Annotated in this window: 16 protein-coding genes; 10 read left to right on the plus strand and 6 right to left on the minus strand. The window is 66.1% G+C overall.

Going from position 1 to position 14,237, the window contains the following annotated elements; translation table 11 throughout:
• Window positions 1–7: 7 nt before the first annotated feature.
• On the minus strand, window positions 8–913 hold the full coding sequence (locus ABZ293_RS30180; protein WP_355186136.1) for a dienelactone hydrolase family protein: 906 nt from the start codon (window positions 911–913) through the stop codon (window positions 8–10).
• Window positions 914–957: 44 nt separating this feature from the next.
• Here ABZ293_RS30180 and ABZ293_RS30185 point away from each other — a divergent pair, with 44 nt between their 5' ends.
• Entirely contained in the window at window positions 958–2,304 is a 1,347-nt protein-coding gene (locus ABZ293_RS30185; protein ID WP_355186138.1) for a CoA transferase, read from the plus strand.
• A 61-nt stretch (window positions 2,305–2,365) separates the two neighbouring features.
• Window positions 2,366–2,557 (plus strand): hypothetical protein, encoded by a 192-nt coding sequence (locus tag ABZ293_RS30190; protein WP_355186140.1) that lies wholly within the window; start codon window positions 2,366–2,368, stop codon window positions 2,555–2,557.
• A 4-nt stretch (window positions 2,558–2,561) separates the two neighbouring features.
• Here ABZ293_RS30190 and ABZ293_RS30195 read toward each other — a convergent pair whose 3' ends face one another.
• Complete coding sequence (locus ABZ293_RS30195; RefSeq protein ID WP_355186142.1) at window positions 2,562–3,134, minus strand: TetR/AcrR family transcriptional regulator; 573 nt, start codon at window positions 3,132–3,134, stop codon at window positions 2,562–2,564.
• 101 nt (window positions 3,135–3,235) lie between these two features.
• Between ABZ293_RS30195 and ABZ293_RS30200 the strand changes: the two genes are divergently transcribed.
• From ABZ293_RS30200 to ABZ293_RS30210, 3 genes are read left to right on the plus strand one after another with little or no spacing between them, the layout of a single operon-like run.
• Window positions 3,236–4,444 carry an FAD-dependent monooxygenase gene (locus ABZ293_RS30200; protein ID WP_355186144.1) on the plus strand — a complete coding sequence of 403 codons (1,209 nt, stop codon included), beginning with the start codon at window positions 3,236–3,238 and terminating at the stop codon, window positions 4,442–4,444.
• Window positions 4,445–4,487: 43 nt separating this feature from the next.
• Window positions 4,488–5,531 (plus strand): nucleoside hydrolase, encoded by a 1,044-nt coding sequence (locus ABZ293_RS30205; RefSeq protein ID WP_355186146.1) that lies wholly within the window; start codon window positions 4,488–4,490, stop codon window positions 5,529–5,531.
• The gene (locus ABZ293_RS30210; RefSeq protein ID WP_355186148.1) at window positions 5,528–6,409 is read left to right on the plus strand and encodes an amidohydrolase family protein; all 882 of its coding nucleotides are present in this window, start codon (window positions 5,528–5,530) and stop codon (window positions 6,407–6,409) included. The genes ABZ293_RS30205 and ABZ293_RS30210 overlap by 4 nt, the downstream gene beginning before the upstream one ends.
• Before the next feature lie 3 nt (window positions 6,410–6,412).
• On the opposite strand, the gene ABZ293_RS30215 is transcribed toward ABZ293_RS30210, so the two are convergent.
• Window positions 6,413–7,054: an NAD(P)H-binding protein gene (locus ABZ293_RS30215; protein WP_355186150.1), complete on the minus strand. Its 642-nt coding sequence runs from the start codon at window positions 7,052–7,054 to the stop codon at window positions 6,413–6,415.
• A gap of 117 nt (window positions 7,055–7,171) precedes the next feature.
• Between ABZ293_RS30215 and ABZ293_RS30220 the strand changes: the two genes are divergently transcribed.
• From ABZ293_RS30220 to ABZ293_RS30235, 4 genes are all read left to right on the plus strand, one after another.
• Entirely contained in the window at window positions 7,172–7,666 is a 495-nt protein-coding gene (locus ABZ293_RS30220; RefSeq protein ID WP_354957287.1) for a MarR family transcriptional regulator, read from the plus strand.
• 288 nt (window positions 7,667–7,954) lie between these two features.
• A complete protein-coding gene (locus ABZ293_RS30225; RefSeq protein WP_355186152.1) occupies window positions 7,955–8,833 on the plus strand; it encodes a hypothetical protein in 879 nt (292 codons plus the stop codon).
• Window positions 8,834–8,895: 62 nt separating this feature from the next.
• Window positions 8,896–9,756 carry a hypothetical protein gene (locus tag ABZ293_RS30230; RefSeq protein ID WP_355186154.1) on the plus strand — a complete coding sequence of 287 codons (861 nt, stop codon included), beginning with the start codon at window positions 8,896–8,898 and terminating at the stop codon, window positions 9,754–9,756.
• Window positions 9,753–11,177 (plus strand): neutral zinc metallopeptidase, encoded by a 1,425-nt coding sequence (locus ABZ293_RS30235; RefSeq protein WP_355186156.1) that lies wholly within the window; start codon window positions 9,753–9,755, stop codon window positions 11,175–11,177. Before ABZ293_RS30230 ends, ABZ293_RS30235 begins: the two co-directional genes overlap by 4 nt.
• 67 nt (window positions 11,178–11,244) lie before the next feature.
• Here the strand turns inward: ABZ293_RS30235 and ABZ293_RS30240 are convergent, their stop codons facing one another.
• Both ABZ293_RS30240 and ABZ293_RS30245 read right to left on the minus strand, forming a co-directional pair.
• Window positions 11,245–11,904 (minus strand): L-2-amino-thiazoline-4-carboxylic acid hydrolase, encoded by a 660-nt coding sequence (locus ABZ293_RS30240; RefSeq protein WP_355186158.1) that lies wholly within the window; start codon window positions 11,902–11,904, stop codon window positions 11,245–11,247.
• A 180-nt stretch (window positions 11,905–12,084) separates the two neighbouring features.
• Window positions 12,085–12,486, minus strand: a complete 402-nt coding sequence (locus tag ABZ293_RS30245; protein ID WP_355186160.1) for a nitroreductase/quinone reductase family protein — start codon at window positions 12,484–12,486, stop codon at window positions 12,085–12,087.
• 48 nt (window positions 12,487–12,534) lie between these two features.
• Here ABZ293_RS30245 and ABZ293_RS30250 point away from each other — a divergent pair, with 48 nt between their 5' ends.
• Entirely contained in the window at window positions 12,535–13,131 is a 597-nt protein-coding gene (locus tag ABZ293_RS30250; protein ID WP_355186162.1) for a TetR/AcrR family transcriptional regulator, read from the plus strand.
• 35 nt (window positions 13,132–13,166) lie between these two features.
• Here ABZ293_RS30250 and meaB read toward each other — a convergent pair whose 3' ends face one another.
• Window positions 13,167–14,168 (minus strand): methylmalonyl Co-A mutase-associated GTPase MeaB, encoded by a 1,002-nt coding sequence (meaB, locus tag ABZ293_RS30255; RefSeq protein ID WP_354957281.1) that lies wholly within the window; start codon window positions 14,166–14,168, stop codon window positions 13,167–13,169.
• Window positions 14,169–14,237: the final 69 nt, after the last annotated feature.

Here is a 14,237-nt window from a genome sequence, read left to right on the forward strand (position 1 = left end):
CGATGTTTCAGCCGAGATATGTTCCGTACCAATCCAGGACCCGTCGCCAGGCCTCGGCCGCGGCGGTCGGGTTGTAGCGGGGGCCGGTGTCGTTGAAGAAGGCGTGGTCCGCGTTCGGGGCGACGTAGATCTCGTGGGTGAGGCCAGCGCGGTCGAGCGCCGCTTCCGCGGTGGGTCGCGAGGCGATCACCCGTTCGTCCTTGGCGGCGTAGATGCCGAGCACCGCGGCCTTCGAGCCGGTCAGGTCCCCATTCTCCGGGAAGGGGCCGTAAAACGGAGTCGCCGCGGCAAGTGTCGGGGTGCCCGCGGCCAGTAGCAGCCATACCAGACCGCCGCCGAAGCAGAACCCGGTGGCGCCGACCTTCTTTCCGGGCACCCGGCGCTCCAGTTCGGCGATTCCGGCCTGCAAATCGGCGGTGAACTGCTCCGGCGCGATCTTGCCGAGTTCGGCGGTGGCCGCCGCCGGATCTTTGAAGGCGGCGGTGCCGCCCAGCTCGGAGAGCAGGTCCACGGCCAGTGCGGAGTATCCGGCACCCGCGAAACGTCCTGCCACCGAACGGATATGGTCGGTGAGTCCCTTGTTCTCGTGGATGACCAGCACACTTCCGCGCGGCTGCGCGGCGGCCGCCCACGCGGCCTGTAGCTGACGACCGCCGGGGCCGGGAAAGGTGATCGCGGTGACCGCGACCGCGTCGTTCACCCCCGGCGGGGCCGCCGACGCCGCGGGCGTCGAGCCCGTCGATGCGGAGTTCGCCTGATCACCACTGCTCGAGCAGGCGGCGAGCAGGGCGGCCGCCGCGGTGGCGCCGACCCCGAGCATTCCCAGTCGGCGCAGTGCCTCGCGGCGGCCGATCAATCCGTCGGCGTGATCGGTGGCAATCTCTTCGGCTATGTAACGCTGCAGCGGCGTCATGGCCCCGACCCTACTACTGCCGCACAACAACTACTCTCGGTCTGGTGATTGCGCACGAACAGCTGGTCCGTGACTACGAAGCCGGAATCGGTGTCCCAGCCTCCGACACCACCCCCTCCGCCGATCCGGGCGGCTGTTTGGCTGCGACGCTGCCGGTTTGGGCGCTGGCCGCCGGTTCGGTGGCCGCGGTGACGGCGGCGGCCAACCGCATACGCGACGTACACCACCTAAATCCGGTGGCGCACCGGCTCGATCCGGACCGGATCACCGCCGCCTTCTCCAGTGAGCGGCTGCTGCGCATGGGCGGTGCGCCCGCGTCGGCATTCGCCGACCTATCCGGATTCTTCCCGACCTTCGACGGCTGGGTCCGCACCCACGCCAACTACCCGCATCATCGCGCGCGACTGCTCGCCGCGCTCGGACTCCCCGATGACGCGCCCGTCGATCTGGCGGTCGCGCAGATGGCGATGAGCCGCGCCAGCGATGTGGAGGAACTCGCCGCCGCGCACGGCGCGATCGCGGTACAGGTGCGCACCGAAGCGGAGTGGGCGGCCAGTCCACAGGGGCAGGCTGCCGCATCGGGTCCGCTGGTGGCGATCGACACCCGGATCGATCGTGGCGAGATCGGCTTGCCGATCGGCGCATCGCCGTTGCAGCCATTGCGTGGCGTCCGGGTGCTCGATCTGACCCGCGTCGTCGCCGGACCGGTGGCGACTAGAACACTGGCGCTGCTCGGTGCCGATGTGCTGCGGATCGACCCGCCGCGACTACCCGAAATCCCCTGGCAGTACCACGACACCTGCCAGGGGAAACGCTCGACGCTGCTCGATCTGCGTGCGCAGCTACCGGTGGTCGATGATCTGCTCGCCGCCGCCGATGTGCTGATCACCGGATACCGGCCCGGCGCGCTGGAACATGCCGGGCTGACCGCCGCCCGTCGTCCCGGCCTGGTGCACGGCCGGATATCGGCGTGGGGTGAATCCGGTCCCTGGGGTCAACGCCGCGGTTTCGACAGCATTGTGCAGGCCGCGGCCGGTATCTCGATCATCGAAGGCGCACCCGCGGTGCCCGGGGCGCTGCCCGCGCAGGCACTCGACCACGCCTCCGGCTATCTACTCGCCGCCGGTGTGATCGATGCGCTCGTCGCCCGCGCCCATGACGGCATCGGACGCGACGTCCGAGTCGCGTTGGCGCGCACCGCGTCCTGGCTCCTCGACGCCTCCGGCCGGACCCCGCGGCATCCGCAGGCCACGGCGCCGAATCCGATGGCGGCGGTCACGCACGGCAATATCATCACCGCGGCGCCGGTGCTCGCCGAATATCCGGACTACGCCTGGCCCGCACCGCGATACGGTGCGGACCGGCCCGCTTGGCCCTTGCCAACGCGGTAGCACCTGCGCGGACCTGCTCCGGGCCGCGGAAGATTCGTTTGCGGTCGATCGGCGGTGGCCGATGAAACAGCAAGTGGCGGCGATGCTGCCCGAACGGCTCGGCGACGCGGTTCTGCTCGCGGCGCGCACGGCATTCCTGGACGGCGTGCACGTCACCGCGACCATTGCTGGCCTTGCCGCACTGGCACTTTCGGTGATCGCGGTGCCGCGGCTGCGGCGCATCCCCGCCGGAGCGTTCTCGAATCAGTCCTGACCGGTCAGGACTCGCGGGCCAGGGCCGCGATGGCCTTGGCCAGTCGCGCGCCGTCGGGGAGGGTGCTGCCACTGGTGATGGTCCACAGGATGCCGAGGCCCTGGGTCAGTACGAAATACAGTTCGGCGATCGCCTCTGCGGTGTCCTGATCCAGATCCGGGCGAGATTCCCGTAGAGCCCGACCGAGGTCGGTGTAGGCACCGGTCAGGCTGTCGTCCATATAGGTCTTCGATTCCGGTGTCCGCGCGACCCGCACCAGATTCTCCAGACTGGCCAGCATACCCTCGCGGTTGTCCTCGAAAACCTGCGGCATTCCGTCCCACAACCGGATGAAAGCCGCCAGCGGCGGCTGACCGGCGCCGTCGTGGATCAGCGCCTCCATCCGGTCACCGATATCGGTGCCGAGCGCCTGGGCCAGCGCCTCGGTGATCAGCCGATCCTTGGAGCCGAAGTGGTAGCCGATCGCGGCCAGGCTCACACCCGCCGCCGCGGCGATATCACGGGCGGTCGTCTTTGCCACACCACGTTCGATAATGGCCTTACGCGCTCCCGCCAACAGGTCTTCCCGATTTCCCATGATCTCAGCCTACACTTGGCTCAGACATTTGTACTAGACGTTCGTGCCACCGCTGTGTTAAACATTTGTCTGACACATTCGTCCGACAGATTGGCGCGGTCATGAGCACCACCAACACCCTGCACATCCTCATCAGCGGCGGAGGCATCGCTGGCAACGCGCTCGCGCTGCAGTTGCTGCGCGCGGGCATCCGCACCACCGTCGTCGAGCGCTCCCCCAAGCCGCGCCCCGGCGGTCAGGCCGTCGACCTGCGCGGGCCGAGCCGCGAGGTCGCCGAGCGGATGGGAATCATGCCGGGCATCCGCAAATACCAGCTCGACGAGCGCGGTATGGCCTACGTCGACGAACACGGCCGGGAGTTCGCCAGGATGCCCGCGGAGATGTTCGACGGCAAGGGGCCGGTCGCCGAGATCGAGATCACCCGGGGCGATCTGAATCAGGTGCTACTCACCGAACTCACCAGCACGGCAGGTGAACTCGACTACCGCTACGGCGAATGGATCGAGGCACTGCGGCAGGACGACACCGGGGTAGATGTCACCTTCGCATCGGGTCGCACCGAGCGCTTCGATCTGGTCGTCGGGGCCGACGGGGTGCATTCGGCGACCCGGCAGCTCGCCTTCGGCCCGGAGGAACAGTTCGTCACCTACCTCGGCGGGTACATGTCCTTCTTCACCATCCCGACGCCCGCCGGAACCGAGCCCGGCTGGTTCAAGATGCATACGGTGCCCAGCGCCGCGGTCGCGATTCGACCGGATGCCGATCCGGCGACCTCGAAGGCGATCATCACCGTGCGCACCGAAGCCGATCCGGCGCTGCGCCGCGATGTGGCCGCGCAGCAGCGGTTCATCCACGACGCGCTGGCCGAAGCGGGATGGCAGACGCCCGCCGTACTGGACGCGATGAGCACCACCCCGGACTTCTACTTCGACATGCTGGCCCGCGTCGATATGCCGTCACTGTCCAACGGCCGGGTCACCCTGCTCGGCGATTCCGGCTTCTGCGGTTCCCCGATGACCGGCATGGGTACCGCGATGGCGATTGTCGGCGCATACGTCCTGGCCGGTGAAATCGCCTCCGCCCCTGACGATCTCGCAAAGGCGCTGACCCGCTATGCGGAGATCGTCACGCCGTTCCTGGACAATGCCAAGGAACTGCCCGGCGGTGGCATCAAGATGATGCTGCCGACCTCGCGCATCGGCACGCGCATGGCGCGGGTGAGCATGCGCCTCATGACCTCGCGACTGCTCCGGCCGGTGATGATGAAGATGATGACCGACACCGACGACTACGTGCTGCCCTCCTACTGAGCCTCACGGCTGAGCGACGGCATCGACTCGCTAGGCTCGACGGGTGCGGCAAAAGATCATTATGGACGTCGATACCGGTATCGATGATTCACTCGCGCTGCTGTACCTGCTCGCCTCCCCGGAGGCCGAGATCGTGGGAATCGCCGCCACCGCGGGCAATGTGCCCGCGCCGCAGGTGGCGGCGAACAATCTCGCCTGGCTCGATGTGTGCCGGGCACCCGATATCGAGGTCGCGCTCGGTGCCGCGACACCGCTCGCGATCCCGTTGCGCACCACCGAGGACACCCACGGGCCGCAGGGCGTCGGCTATGCGGAACTGCCAAAGTCCGCTCGATCGCTCTCGCCTCGGTCCGCGGCGCAGATGTGGGTCGATCTGGTGCGTGCGGCACCCGGCGAGATCATCGGGCTCTGCACCGGACCACTGACCAATCTCGCACTCGCCCTTCGGCTCGAACCACGATTGCCACTGCTGCTGCGGCGGCTGGTGATCATGGGCGGGGCCTTCAACCATCCCGGCAATACCACCCCGACCAACGAATGGAATGTGCACGTGGACCCGGAGGCGGCCAAGGAGGTCTTCGACGCCTTCTCCGCCGCCCCTGCCGATCGACGGCCCATTGTGTGCGCGCTCGATATCACCGAGACCATCGAGATGCGGCCCAAACATGTGGCCCAGCTCGCCGAGCGCGCGGGCAGCCTGCCCGTCGAGGTGGTTTCGGAGACCGATCCGCCGGAGGCCAGGTCGGCGACGAGCAATCCCATCGTGCGCCACTTCACCGATGCGGTCCGGTTCTATTTCGACTTCCACAAGCTCTACGACCAGGGCTATCTCGCGCATATGCACGATCCGTTCGCGGCGGCCGTCGCGCTGGATCCCGCACTCGCCAGCACTCGACCGGCCACGGTCGATGTGGAACTCGTCGGCACCCTTACGCGCGCGACGACGGTGGCGGACTGGGCTGGCATGTGGGGCCGGGAACCCAACGCCGACATCGTCATCGGCACCGAGCCCGATGTGTTCTTCGAGCGATTGATCACCAGGGTCGGCGACTTCGCTCGCGCGATCTATCCGGAAGGGGCGCAATGACAGGCGACGACAATACCTATCTCGCCGAGTTCCGCACCCGACTCGACCTGCCCGGAATCATCGATGTCCATACGCATTTCATGCCGGAGCAGGTGATGGCCAAGGTGTGGGCGTACTTCGATTCGGCCGGTCCGCTGGTCGGCCGGGAGTGGCCCATCGCCTACCGCGACGATGAACAGGTCCGATTGAAGACATTGCGCGGCTTCGGTGTTCGCGCATTCACCTCACTGGTGTATCCCCACAAACCCGATATGGCAGCCTGGCTCAACGAATGGACCGCCGAATTCGCCGAACGCACCCCGGATTGCCTGCACACCGCGACGTTCTATCCCGAACATTACGCCGACAGCTACGTGGAGGCGGCCATTGAACGCGGTGCCCGGATATTCAAGGTCCATGTGCAGGTCGGCGACTTCCATCCCGGTGATCCGCTGCTGAATCCGGTATGGGGCATGCTGGAGGATGCGCAGATACCGGCGCTGATCCACTGCGGCTCCGGTCCGGCACCTGGCGAATTCACCGGACCCGAGCCCATTGCCGGTCTGTTGCAACGGTTTCCGCGCCTGCGACTCATCATCGCGCATATGGGCACACCCGAATACTCCGAATTCCTGGATCTGGCAGAGGAATACCCGGGGGTGTATCTGGACACGACGATGGTATGGACCGATTTCACCGAGGCCGATGCCCCCTTCCCCACCTCGGAACACGGCAGGTTGCGCCACTTCGGTGACCGGATTCTGTTCGGCAGCGACTTCCCGAATATCCCGTATTCCTACGGGCATTCGATCTACTCGCTGGAACGCCTGGACCTGGGCGACGCCTGGCTACAACAGGTCTGCTACCGAAATGCCGCCCGGCTCTTCGGAATCCATTAGCACCTAGGCCCCTGCCACCGTGAATCTGGTCCGGCGGTGCACGGGCCGCTCGGCCTCATCGAGCAGTGCTACCGCGAAATCCTCCATGGAGATGGTCGAGACGCCATCGGCGCGGGTGAGCAGTTCGTCCACGCCGACCCGGTAGCTGCCGGTGCGCGCCCCCGGCACCAGTTCGGCGGGTGGGCTCAGATACGTCCAGTCGGTGGTGGTTTCGGCGCGGCAAATGGCCAATTGGTCGGCGCAGGCCTGTGCGATGGCACGCAGTTCGACCGGGAACTCCGGACTTTCGTGCAGGGTCAGCGGATCCGCGCCGGGCACGACCAGGGTGGCCGCGCCGCCGACCACCAGCAGGCGGACGCCGGTGCATGCCAGACCGGATAGGAGCACCGAGGTGATTGCGGCTAGTTCCTGCTCGTGACCGGGTGCCGGGCGGGTCGCGGTGATCACCAGATCCTGGCCCGCGCTCAGCGATACGACATCGTCGAGGTTCGCGGCGTCTCCGGTGCGCAACGTCGCCGCGGCGGGCACCGCACGGGCCCGCGCAAGGTCCCGGACCACCGCGGTGACCTCGTGCCCGCGGTCCAGCGCCTCGGCCACGACCCGACTGCCGACATCGCCCGCCGCTCCGAACACGGTGATACGCATGATGATTCGCCTTTCGTAGAGCTCATAGATCGCTTAGCTCTAAGAAACATAGCTTAGCGTTAAGTAATTTCGGCTTATGAGATACCTCACCGCTGAGGTATTCGCTAGGCTGCGGACGTGACCGATCATGTCGAACGGGTGCTCGACCAATGGCGTACGCAGCGTCCCGACCTGGACGTCTCGCCGATGGCCGTGCTCGGCAGACTGACCAGACTGTCCCAGGTCGTCGGAACCGAGCTGCGCAAGACCTTCGCCGCGCACGGACTCGACGCCGCCTCCTTCGATGTCCTCGCCACCCTGCGCCGCAGCGACCCACCCCACCGCCTCACTCCCACCGAACTCATGCGCTCGGCCATGATCACCTCGGGCGGGGTCACCCAGCGCCTCGACCGCCTGGAGGAACGCGGCCTCGTCGCCCGCGCCCGCAGCGAATACGACGGGCGGGGCGTACACGTCACGCTCACCGAAGCGGGACGCGAACTCATCGATGCGGCACTGCCCGACCACGTCGCCACCGAGGCCCGCCTGCTCGAACCCCTGACGCCCGCGCAACGCAAGCAGCTCGCATCCGCACTGCGCACCCTGCTCGAGGCACACGGCGATTCGGTCTGACGCCCAGGATCGACTAGAGCCAACTCGTCTTGCGGTCGGAATCACTCCACCGCAAGGAAATTGCAAATCAGCGGCGTTTATCCGCGATTGCCGAAGGATGATTCATTTCGCAACGATTCGTGACGCGGACATTTCTAGAATTTCGCAATCTATGTCGGAATCGTTAACAGGCGCGATCGCTTGCTGACCGGGTCGGCCCATCGGGCGGATTTCGCATATCGCTGCCCGTTAACAGCGGACCTCCAAACGCAGAATTTAGTGGCAACGGCCACAATCGAGAGGAAAGGCATGTCCGAGTCCGAGAACAATTGGCAAGCCCCCGGTATCCCGGCAGCCGGTCGAGTGCAGCACGGCGCGCCCGTGGGCCGACCTGCGCCGCGCCGCCGTGGTCGCAGGGCTGTTGTGATCGGTGTCGTATCGCTGCTGGTGCTCGCTGGCATCGGGGCGGGCACGTACTTCCCCGTTCGGGCGCATCTGGGCCGGCCCACCGAGGAGGATCATGTCCGGGCAGCCGTTCGGTCCGCCACGGCCGCACTGCAGGACGGCGATATCGGTCAGCTGCGCTCCGCATTCTGTGCCGAGTATTCGGAGGAGCTGTCGCAATTCTCGCCCGGACAGTTTGCCGCATTGATTCGATTGGACAACAACAAGAACGGTCGATTCACGATCGACGCGTTCGACACTGTCGAGGTTTCAGGTGATCGCGCACGTGCCACGGTGTCCGGGCATATGGATCGCGGCGATATCGGCGCACAGCACACCAGCTTCGCGCTGACCCGAATCAATGGCGACTGGAGACTGTGCAAGTGGCCGGAAGACGATCCCGCGACCAAGGCAAGGCAGGAGCAGGCGGCCGCCGAGCAAGCGGTACGTGACGTCGTCACGAAGTTCTACAACGCGGTCGCGGACCGCGATCGTGAGCGGCTTGCCGCATTGAGCGACGGCCCCGTCGCTCAGACCATCGTCGGCACCCCACCGGATCAGTTCGCGCGCACCCTGCGCGACTGGGGCACGCTCGAATCCGTCGACGAGGTGGTGATCCGCAGCGACTCGGCCACGGTCACGGTCACCGGCAAGGACCGAGACGGCCGGTACGTCGCGGAGCTGACCCTGGAGCGGATCTTCGGCGAATGGAAGTTGTCCGACTCCGCGGAGATCAGCCGATGAGCCCGCACCCCGGCGCGGACGCACCGCCGCCCACCGACCTTGCAATGTCGAAAGGACCCGTCATGTCGACTCCTCCCTCGCTCACGGAGCCGCCGTCGCCGATGCCGGATGTGCCCGCGAATCCCGTCACACGCAAATTGCGGCGCTGGGCGCTCATCGCGCTGGGCGGCCTTGTTATCGTCGCGATCGCGGGCGGCGCGGCAGGCGGAAGCTACCTGCTCACCCGCCCGACGCAGTCCGGCCCGACCGCCGAAGTGCGGGTGCGCGCCGCCATCGACAACTACTACGCCGACTGGCAGCGCGGCGATCTGACGAAGGTCCGTGCCGATGTCACCGACGACGTGGCCAAGGCCGAATTCGACGTACCGCCGACCGCATTCGCCGACTACGTCAAGCAGGTGACGGCCCAGAACGGCCACTTCGTGGTCAATTGGTTCGATAACGTCGAGATCGACGGCGACCGCGCGCGGGTCACCGTGACCGGCCACTCGATCGGTGGCGAGCGGGCCGATATCGGCGACGAGCATCCGCGGATCGAACTGACCAGGATCGACGGCGCATGGCGGATCAGCAAGCTGCCCACCGATCCCGCCGCGGAACGCAAACGGACCCAACGGTCGGACGAGGCCGATGTGCAGCAGACGGTCCAGAATCTTTTCGATGCATCGGGCAGCGGCAATCTCGCTGCCGCACAACAGATTGCGGATATCAGTGCGGAGAACTTCACGGCGCTGCAGGGATTCGCGATCCGCTCCGTCGATCGGACCGTCGTCAACGGCGATTCGGCGAGTATCACGGTAACCATTCAGCGGGCCGATGTGACCCACCGCGTGACCTTCCAGCTCGAGCGTATCGGCGGGCGGTGGCTGATTGTGGATTCCGCCGTGCTGAACACGGTCCAGGCCGGAAGTGCACACCGATGAACGCACGAACCTTGCGCCGGGGCCTGCTGGGGACGCTTATTGCGGCCACCGTGCTCGCCCTGGTCGCAGGGTGCGGCCACGACCCCGCCGCACCCGCGCGCGTCGGCTACGACGCGACCAAGGTCGCGGGTCTGACGGTCGCGGACGGTCCCAGCGGCCTGCGCGAGGATGTGCCGCCGCCCCCGCTCACGGTGGACGGATTCACCGGCACGCCGGTCGACCGGCTGGCAGCCAATGCGGTCGCCGATGTCGAGGACTACTGGCGCGTCGAGTACCCCAAGATATTCGGCCGCCAGTTCATACCCGTCGACCGCCACGTCTCCTACGACTCCGACGATGCGGCCGCAAGCGTCTGCGGCGAATCCGTTGCCGGTATGCCGAACGCCTTCTACACCGGCGACTGCAAGCAGGGCAGACTCATCGCGTGGGACCGCGGCATGATTTCGATGTACGCCCGGCTCGGCGAGGAGACCGTCCCATACATTCTGGCCCACGAATACGGACACGCGATCCAGGATCAGGCCAGGCTGGTCAACAATTCCACCACGACCGTCGTGCGTGAACAGCAGGCCGACTGCTTCGCCGGGGTCTACCTGAGATCCGTCGCCGAGGGCAAGTCGGCCCGCTTCACCCTCAATACCGCCGACGGGCTGAACCGGGTGGTCGTCGCGGCAATGTCGTTGCGCGACGGCTACTACATCGGAACGATGCCGTCCGAGCACGGAAGTGGATTCGATCGGGCCAGCGCCCTGGAGCTCGGCATCACCGACGGCGCGGACGCCTGCAGCAGGATCGACGATGCCGAAATTGCGGCACGTCGCGGTAATCTGCCCGCCATTTTCAGTTCCACCGAAACCGGCGAACAGGAGATCACCCAGGACTCGGTGCAAGCCCAGATCGATTTCGTCACCCAACTGTTCAAGCTGAAGGACAAGCCCAAGGTGGAATACACCGGCGCGATCCGGGGCTGCCCAGATGCACACGAAACCACACCGGTCTCGTACTGCCCGTCCACCAACACCATCGGCATCGACCTGCCCGGGCTGGTGAAACGCGGGCACAAGGTAGATAGCCTGGTGCCCAGTGGCGACTTCGATGCCTACGCACTGGTTGTCTCTCGCGTCCTGCTTGCGGTCGAAAAGGCTTCCGGCCGATCACTTTCCGAGCAGAGCACCGCACTGCATGTCGCGTGCTACACCGGCGTCTACACCGATGCCCTGGCCAGGGGCGAGCAGCCGGAAAGCGCACTGTCCCAAGGTGATGTGGACGAAGCGCTGACCGGACTGCTGCGGGACGGGCTGGTCGCCAGCAACGTCGACGGCCTTTCGGTGCCCAGCGGATTCGCTCGCATCGAGGCCTATCAACTGGGCCTGAAGCAGGGTCGTACGGCCTGCGACAACACCTACACCGACGCGAGCTAGGCCACGATGCGCAGCAAAGCGACTGAGACAGCGAATCAAAAGCTGTCTCAGTCTCGATTGCGACTCGTTAGATGCGGTCGAAGTGGAAGGGACAGTGTGAACCGCCGAGGCCGATAGTGGTAGTCCGCTGGAAACGGAAGCCATGTGCCCGCGGATCGATGGCGTCGATCCAGTTCGCGTCGAATTCGCACATCACCGGGGTGAGTTCGGGTGCCGAATGTGCCGCCAGCACTTCGTGATAGAAGCAGCGCACGATATTCAGGTGGTAGCCGCGGTCGTCATCGACGGGACGCTCGAAGGTGAAGCCCGCACCGTACGTGGACACTTCTTGCATCTTCGACAGCGCGACCATGGCCGCGAATGGATCCTCGGCCGAATCGAGCATCGCCCGGGTACTCGCCGCAACCGCATCGCCGAGTGGCTCGACGAATGCGGCGCGCACGAGGGCGATCGTGACGTCTCGGCCGAGGCGCGGCCGCAGCGTTCGATATGCGACCACGAGTGCGAGGGTCATCCGCAGGTTGTAGGCGGCGGGTTCATCGACAACGCGGTGCGCGTTTTCGGCCTCCAATTCCGTTAGCCGCGTGCGCATCTCGCCGATCAGGTCATCGGAATCCGGCAGCGCTGTGGCAAGGTGATCGAAGAAGGCGTCGACGACGACGGCCGAATCGCTATCGGCATCGGGGGCGTGATCATCGTCGGCGAGGCCGAATCGGTCGGTGTTCATGGTCTGTCCTTTCGAGACGTCGACGGTCCCGAAGTACAGCTATGCCCCTGAATGGTGGGCGCAGCCGTGCTCGAAACCGAACGAGCACGCCAGCACGCTCCACCGACCTACCTGGCGCTGACGATATTTGGATATCTGACCCTCGCAGAATGCCACCGCGGCCATAGGTTCGGCAACTCGTCAGTCGGTCAAGTCGATGCGGATGGTCAGGAGGTTGGTGCCGAAGGCGCGGACCATGGCGCTGTTCATCCGCGGGAGGGTGGCCAGGCGGGCGATTGCGTCGTCGTCGGGGAGCGGATGGGCGATGCCGTTGCGCCAGCGGCCATCGATGCGTACGCGAACGGCGGGGTCCGCCTTGATATTTCGCACGTAGTCGGAGTGATCGCCGTGGTTGGAGACCATCCAGAACTGCTCCCCCACCACCTTCCCGCCGACCGGTGTGCGCCGCGGTTCACCGGATTTGCGCCCGGTGGTTTCCAGCAGGATCTGGTCGCGCATGCGCGTGGTGATCGGGTTGGCGAGGCGGCGATGGAAGGCGTGGTCGAGACGCAGTCGCCAGGAATTGTCAGCCGATGAAGTCATGATTCGAGTGTTGTCGAGACTGTCAGTCTCGTCAAGGTAGGATTGGGCATGGCCGAAAACGCGAATACCCGAGTGCACACCGGATCCCGCCGCAATGCGGCGGCGCGGGCGGCGATTCTGACTGCCGCCGCCGAACTCCTTGCCGAATACGGGAGTTCGGGTGTCACGGTCGACCGCATCGCGGCGCACGCGGGCGTCGGCCGTCAGACCATCTACCGCTGGTGGCCGTCCAAGGACGCGGTCCTACTCGACGCGCTGGTCCACTCGGCCGAACAGGCCGTCGCGATTCCCGATACCGGCACCCTGCGCGGCGATCTGGAAATCTTCCTGCGCGAGACCTTCGCCGCCGCACAGACCGAACGCAACCGCCAAGCCCTGATCGCCGCGGTCATCGCCGCCCAGGACGACGCGAACCTCGAACAGGCCCTGCGTGAATTCCTGGCCCGCCGCCGAACGGCACTGACCGAGGTCATCGAACAGAGCAGATCGCGCGGCGAGATCCCCGCCGCCGCACCGGTCGAATTGGCCGTCGAACAGGCCTTCGGCGTGCTGTGGTACCGAATCTTGTTCCAGCCCAGCGCCCTACACGCCGAGGGTGCAGCCGAACTCGCCGGGGCGCTGACCGCCCAACTCGCTGTCGTCTAGCCGAAGACGGCCCCGATCTTGCCGAGGGGCCAGGCTCAGCTATCGAAGGCGTCGAGAAGCTGTTCCGCGGCCAATGCGGCGGTCAGCGTGCCGTCACGCACCTGCTTCTCCACTTGCGCGCGAATGGCTTTGACGTTGGGGTTCTCGGCGAGACGGCGCAGGAGTTGATCGTGCACCATGGTCCAGGTCCAATCGACCAACTGGCGGCGTCGCTTTTCGGCGAATTCGCCCGCCTCGGTGAGGACGCGGCGGTGTTCGAGCACCGTATCCCAGAACTTGTCCAGCCCATGGCCTTCCAGCCCGCTCATGGTGAGCACCGGTGGACGCCAGAGCGCGTCGTGCGGATGGATGAGGCGCAGCGCCCCGGCCAGTTCGCGGGCGGCGGCCTTGGCCTCGATCTCGTGTTTGCCATCGGCCTTATTGACCGCGACCAGATCGGCGAGTTCGAGGACGCCCTTCTTGATGCCCTGCAACTGATCTCCGGTGCGGGCCAGGGTGAGGAAGCAGAACACGTCGACCATATTCGCGACGGTCACCTCGGACTGGCCGACACCGACGGTTTCCACCAGGATCACGTCATAGCCCGCGGCCTCGAGTAGCACGATCGTTTCACGGGTCGCCTTGGCGACGCCGCCGAGCGTGCCCGCGGTCGGCGACGGACGGATATAGGCATTGCGCTCCAACGACAGTCGCGCCATGCGGGTCTTGTCACCAAGGATGGAACCCCCGGTGCGGGTGGAGGACGGGTCGACGGCCAGCACCGCGACCCGATGCCCCTTGCCGATCAGATCCATGCCGAGGGCATCGATGAAGGTCGACTTGCCGACGCCGGGAACACCGGTGATACCAACACGATTCGAGGTGACGGTATCGGTGGGCGGGGTTAGTTGCAGCAGCAATTGCTGTGCGAGCTCCCGATGGTCGGCCCTGGTCGATTCGACCAGGGTGATGGCCCGGGCAATGGCGGCCCGCTCCTGAGAGCGGACCGCCTGCGCGAGTGCATCGATGTCAATGACGCGCTTCGACCCGGCCGTCACCCGGCTACCCCCATCGAATCGCTACGCGATGCTGCAAGCCCGCCCGCCGCCCGACCACCGCCCCTCATC

The sequence above is a fragment of the Nocardia sp. NPDC005998 genome (genome assembly GCF_040614395.1).
In the GTDB taxonomy this organism is placed as follows: Bacteria; Actinomycetota; Actinomycetes; order Mycobacteriales; family Mycobacteriaceae; genus Nocardia.

What these genes read in the sequence shown, in the direction of transcription:
- ABZ293_RS30250 (WP_355186162.1), top strand. Translation starts at nt 12,535, where the DNA reads ATGGCCGAAAACGCGAATACCCGAGTGCACACCGGATCCCGCCGCAAT.
- ABZ293_RS30215 (WP_355186150.1), bottom strand. Translation starts at nt 7,054, where the DNA reads ATGCGTATCACCGTGTTCGGAGCGGCGGGCGATGTCGGCAGTCGGGTC.
- ABZ293_RS30230 (WP_355186154.1), top strand. Translation starts at nt 8,896, where the DNA reads ATGTCGACTCCTCCCTCGCTCACGGAGCCGCCGTCGCCGATGCCGGAT.
- ABZ293_RS30235 (WP_355186156.1), top strand. Translation starts at nt 9,753, where the DNA reads ATGAACGCACGAACCTTGCGCCGGGGCCTGCTGGGGACGCTTATTGCG.
- ABZ293_RS30245 (WP_355186160.1), bottom strand. Translation starts at nt 12,486, where the DNA reads ATGACTTCATCGGCTGACAATTCCTGGCGACTGCGTCTCGACCACGCC.
- ABZ293_RS30195 (WP_355186142.1), bottom strand. Translation starts at nt 3,134, where the DNA reads ATGGGAAATCGGGAAGACCTGTTGGCGGGAGCGCGTAAGGCCATTATC.
- ABZ293_RS30225 (WP_355186152.1), top strand. Translation starts at nt 7,955, where the DNA reads ATGTCCGAGTCCGAGAACAATTGGCAAGCCCCCGGTATCCCGGCAGCC.
- ABZ293_RS30180 (WP_355186136.1), bottom strand. Translation starts at nt 913, where the DNA reads ATGACGCCGCTGCAGCGTTACATAGCCGAAGAGATTGCCACCGATCAC.
- ABZ293_RS30240 (WP_355186158.1), bottom strand. Translation starts at nt 11,904, where the DNA reads ATGAACACCGACCGATTCGGCCTCGCCGACGATGATCACGCCCCCGAT.
- ABZ293_RS30200 (WP_355186144.1), top strand. Translation starts at nt 3,236, where the DNA reads ATGAGCACCACCAACACCCTGCACATCCTCATCAGCGGCGGAGGCATC.
- ABZ293_RS30210 (WP_355186148.1), top strand. Translation starts at nt 5,528, where the DNA reads ATGACAGGCGACGACAATACCTATCTCGCCGAGTTCCGCACCCGACTC.
- ABZ293_RS30190 (WP_355186140.1), top strand. Translation starts at nt 2,366, where the DNA reads ATGAAACAGCAAGTGGCGGCGATGCTGCCCGAACGGCTCGGCGACGCG.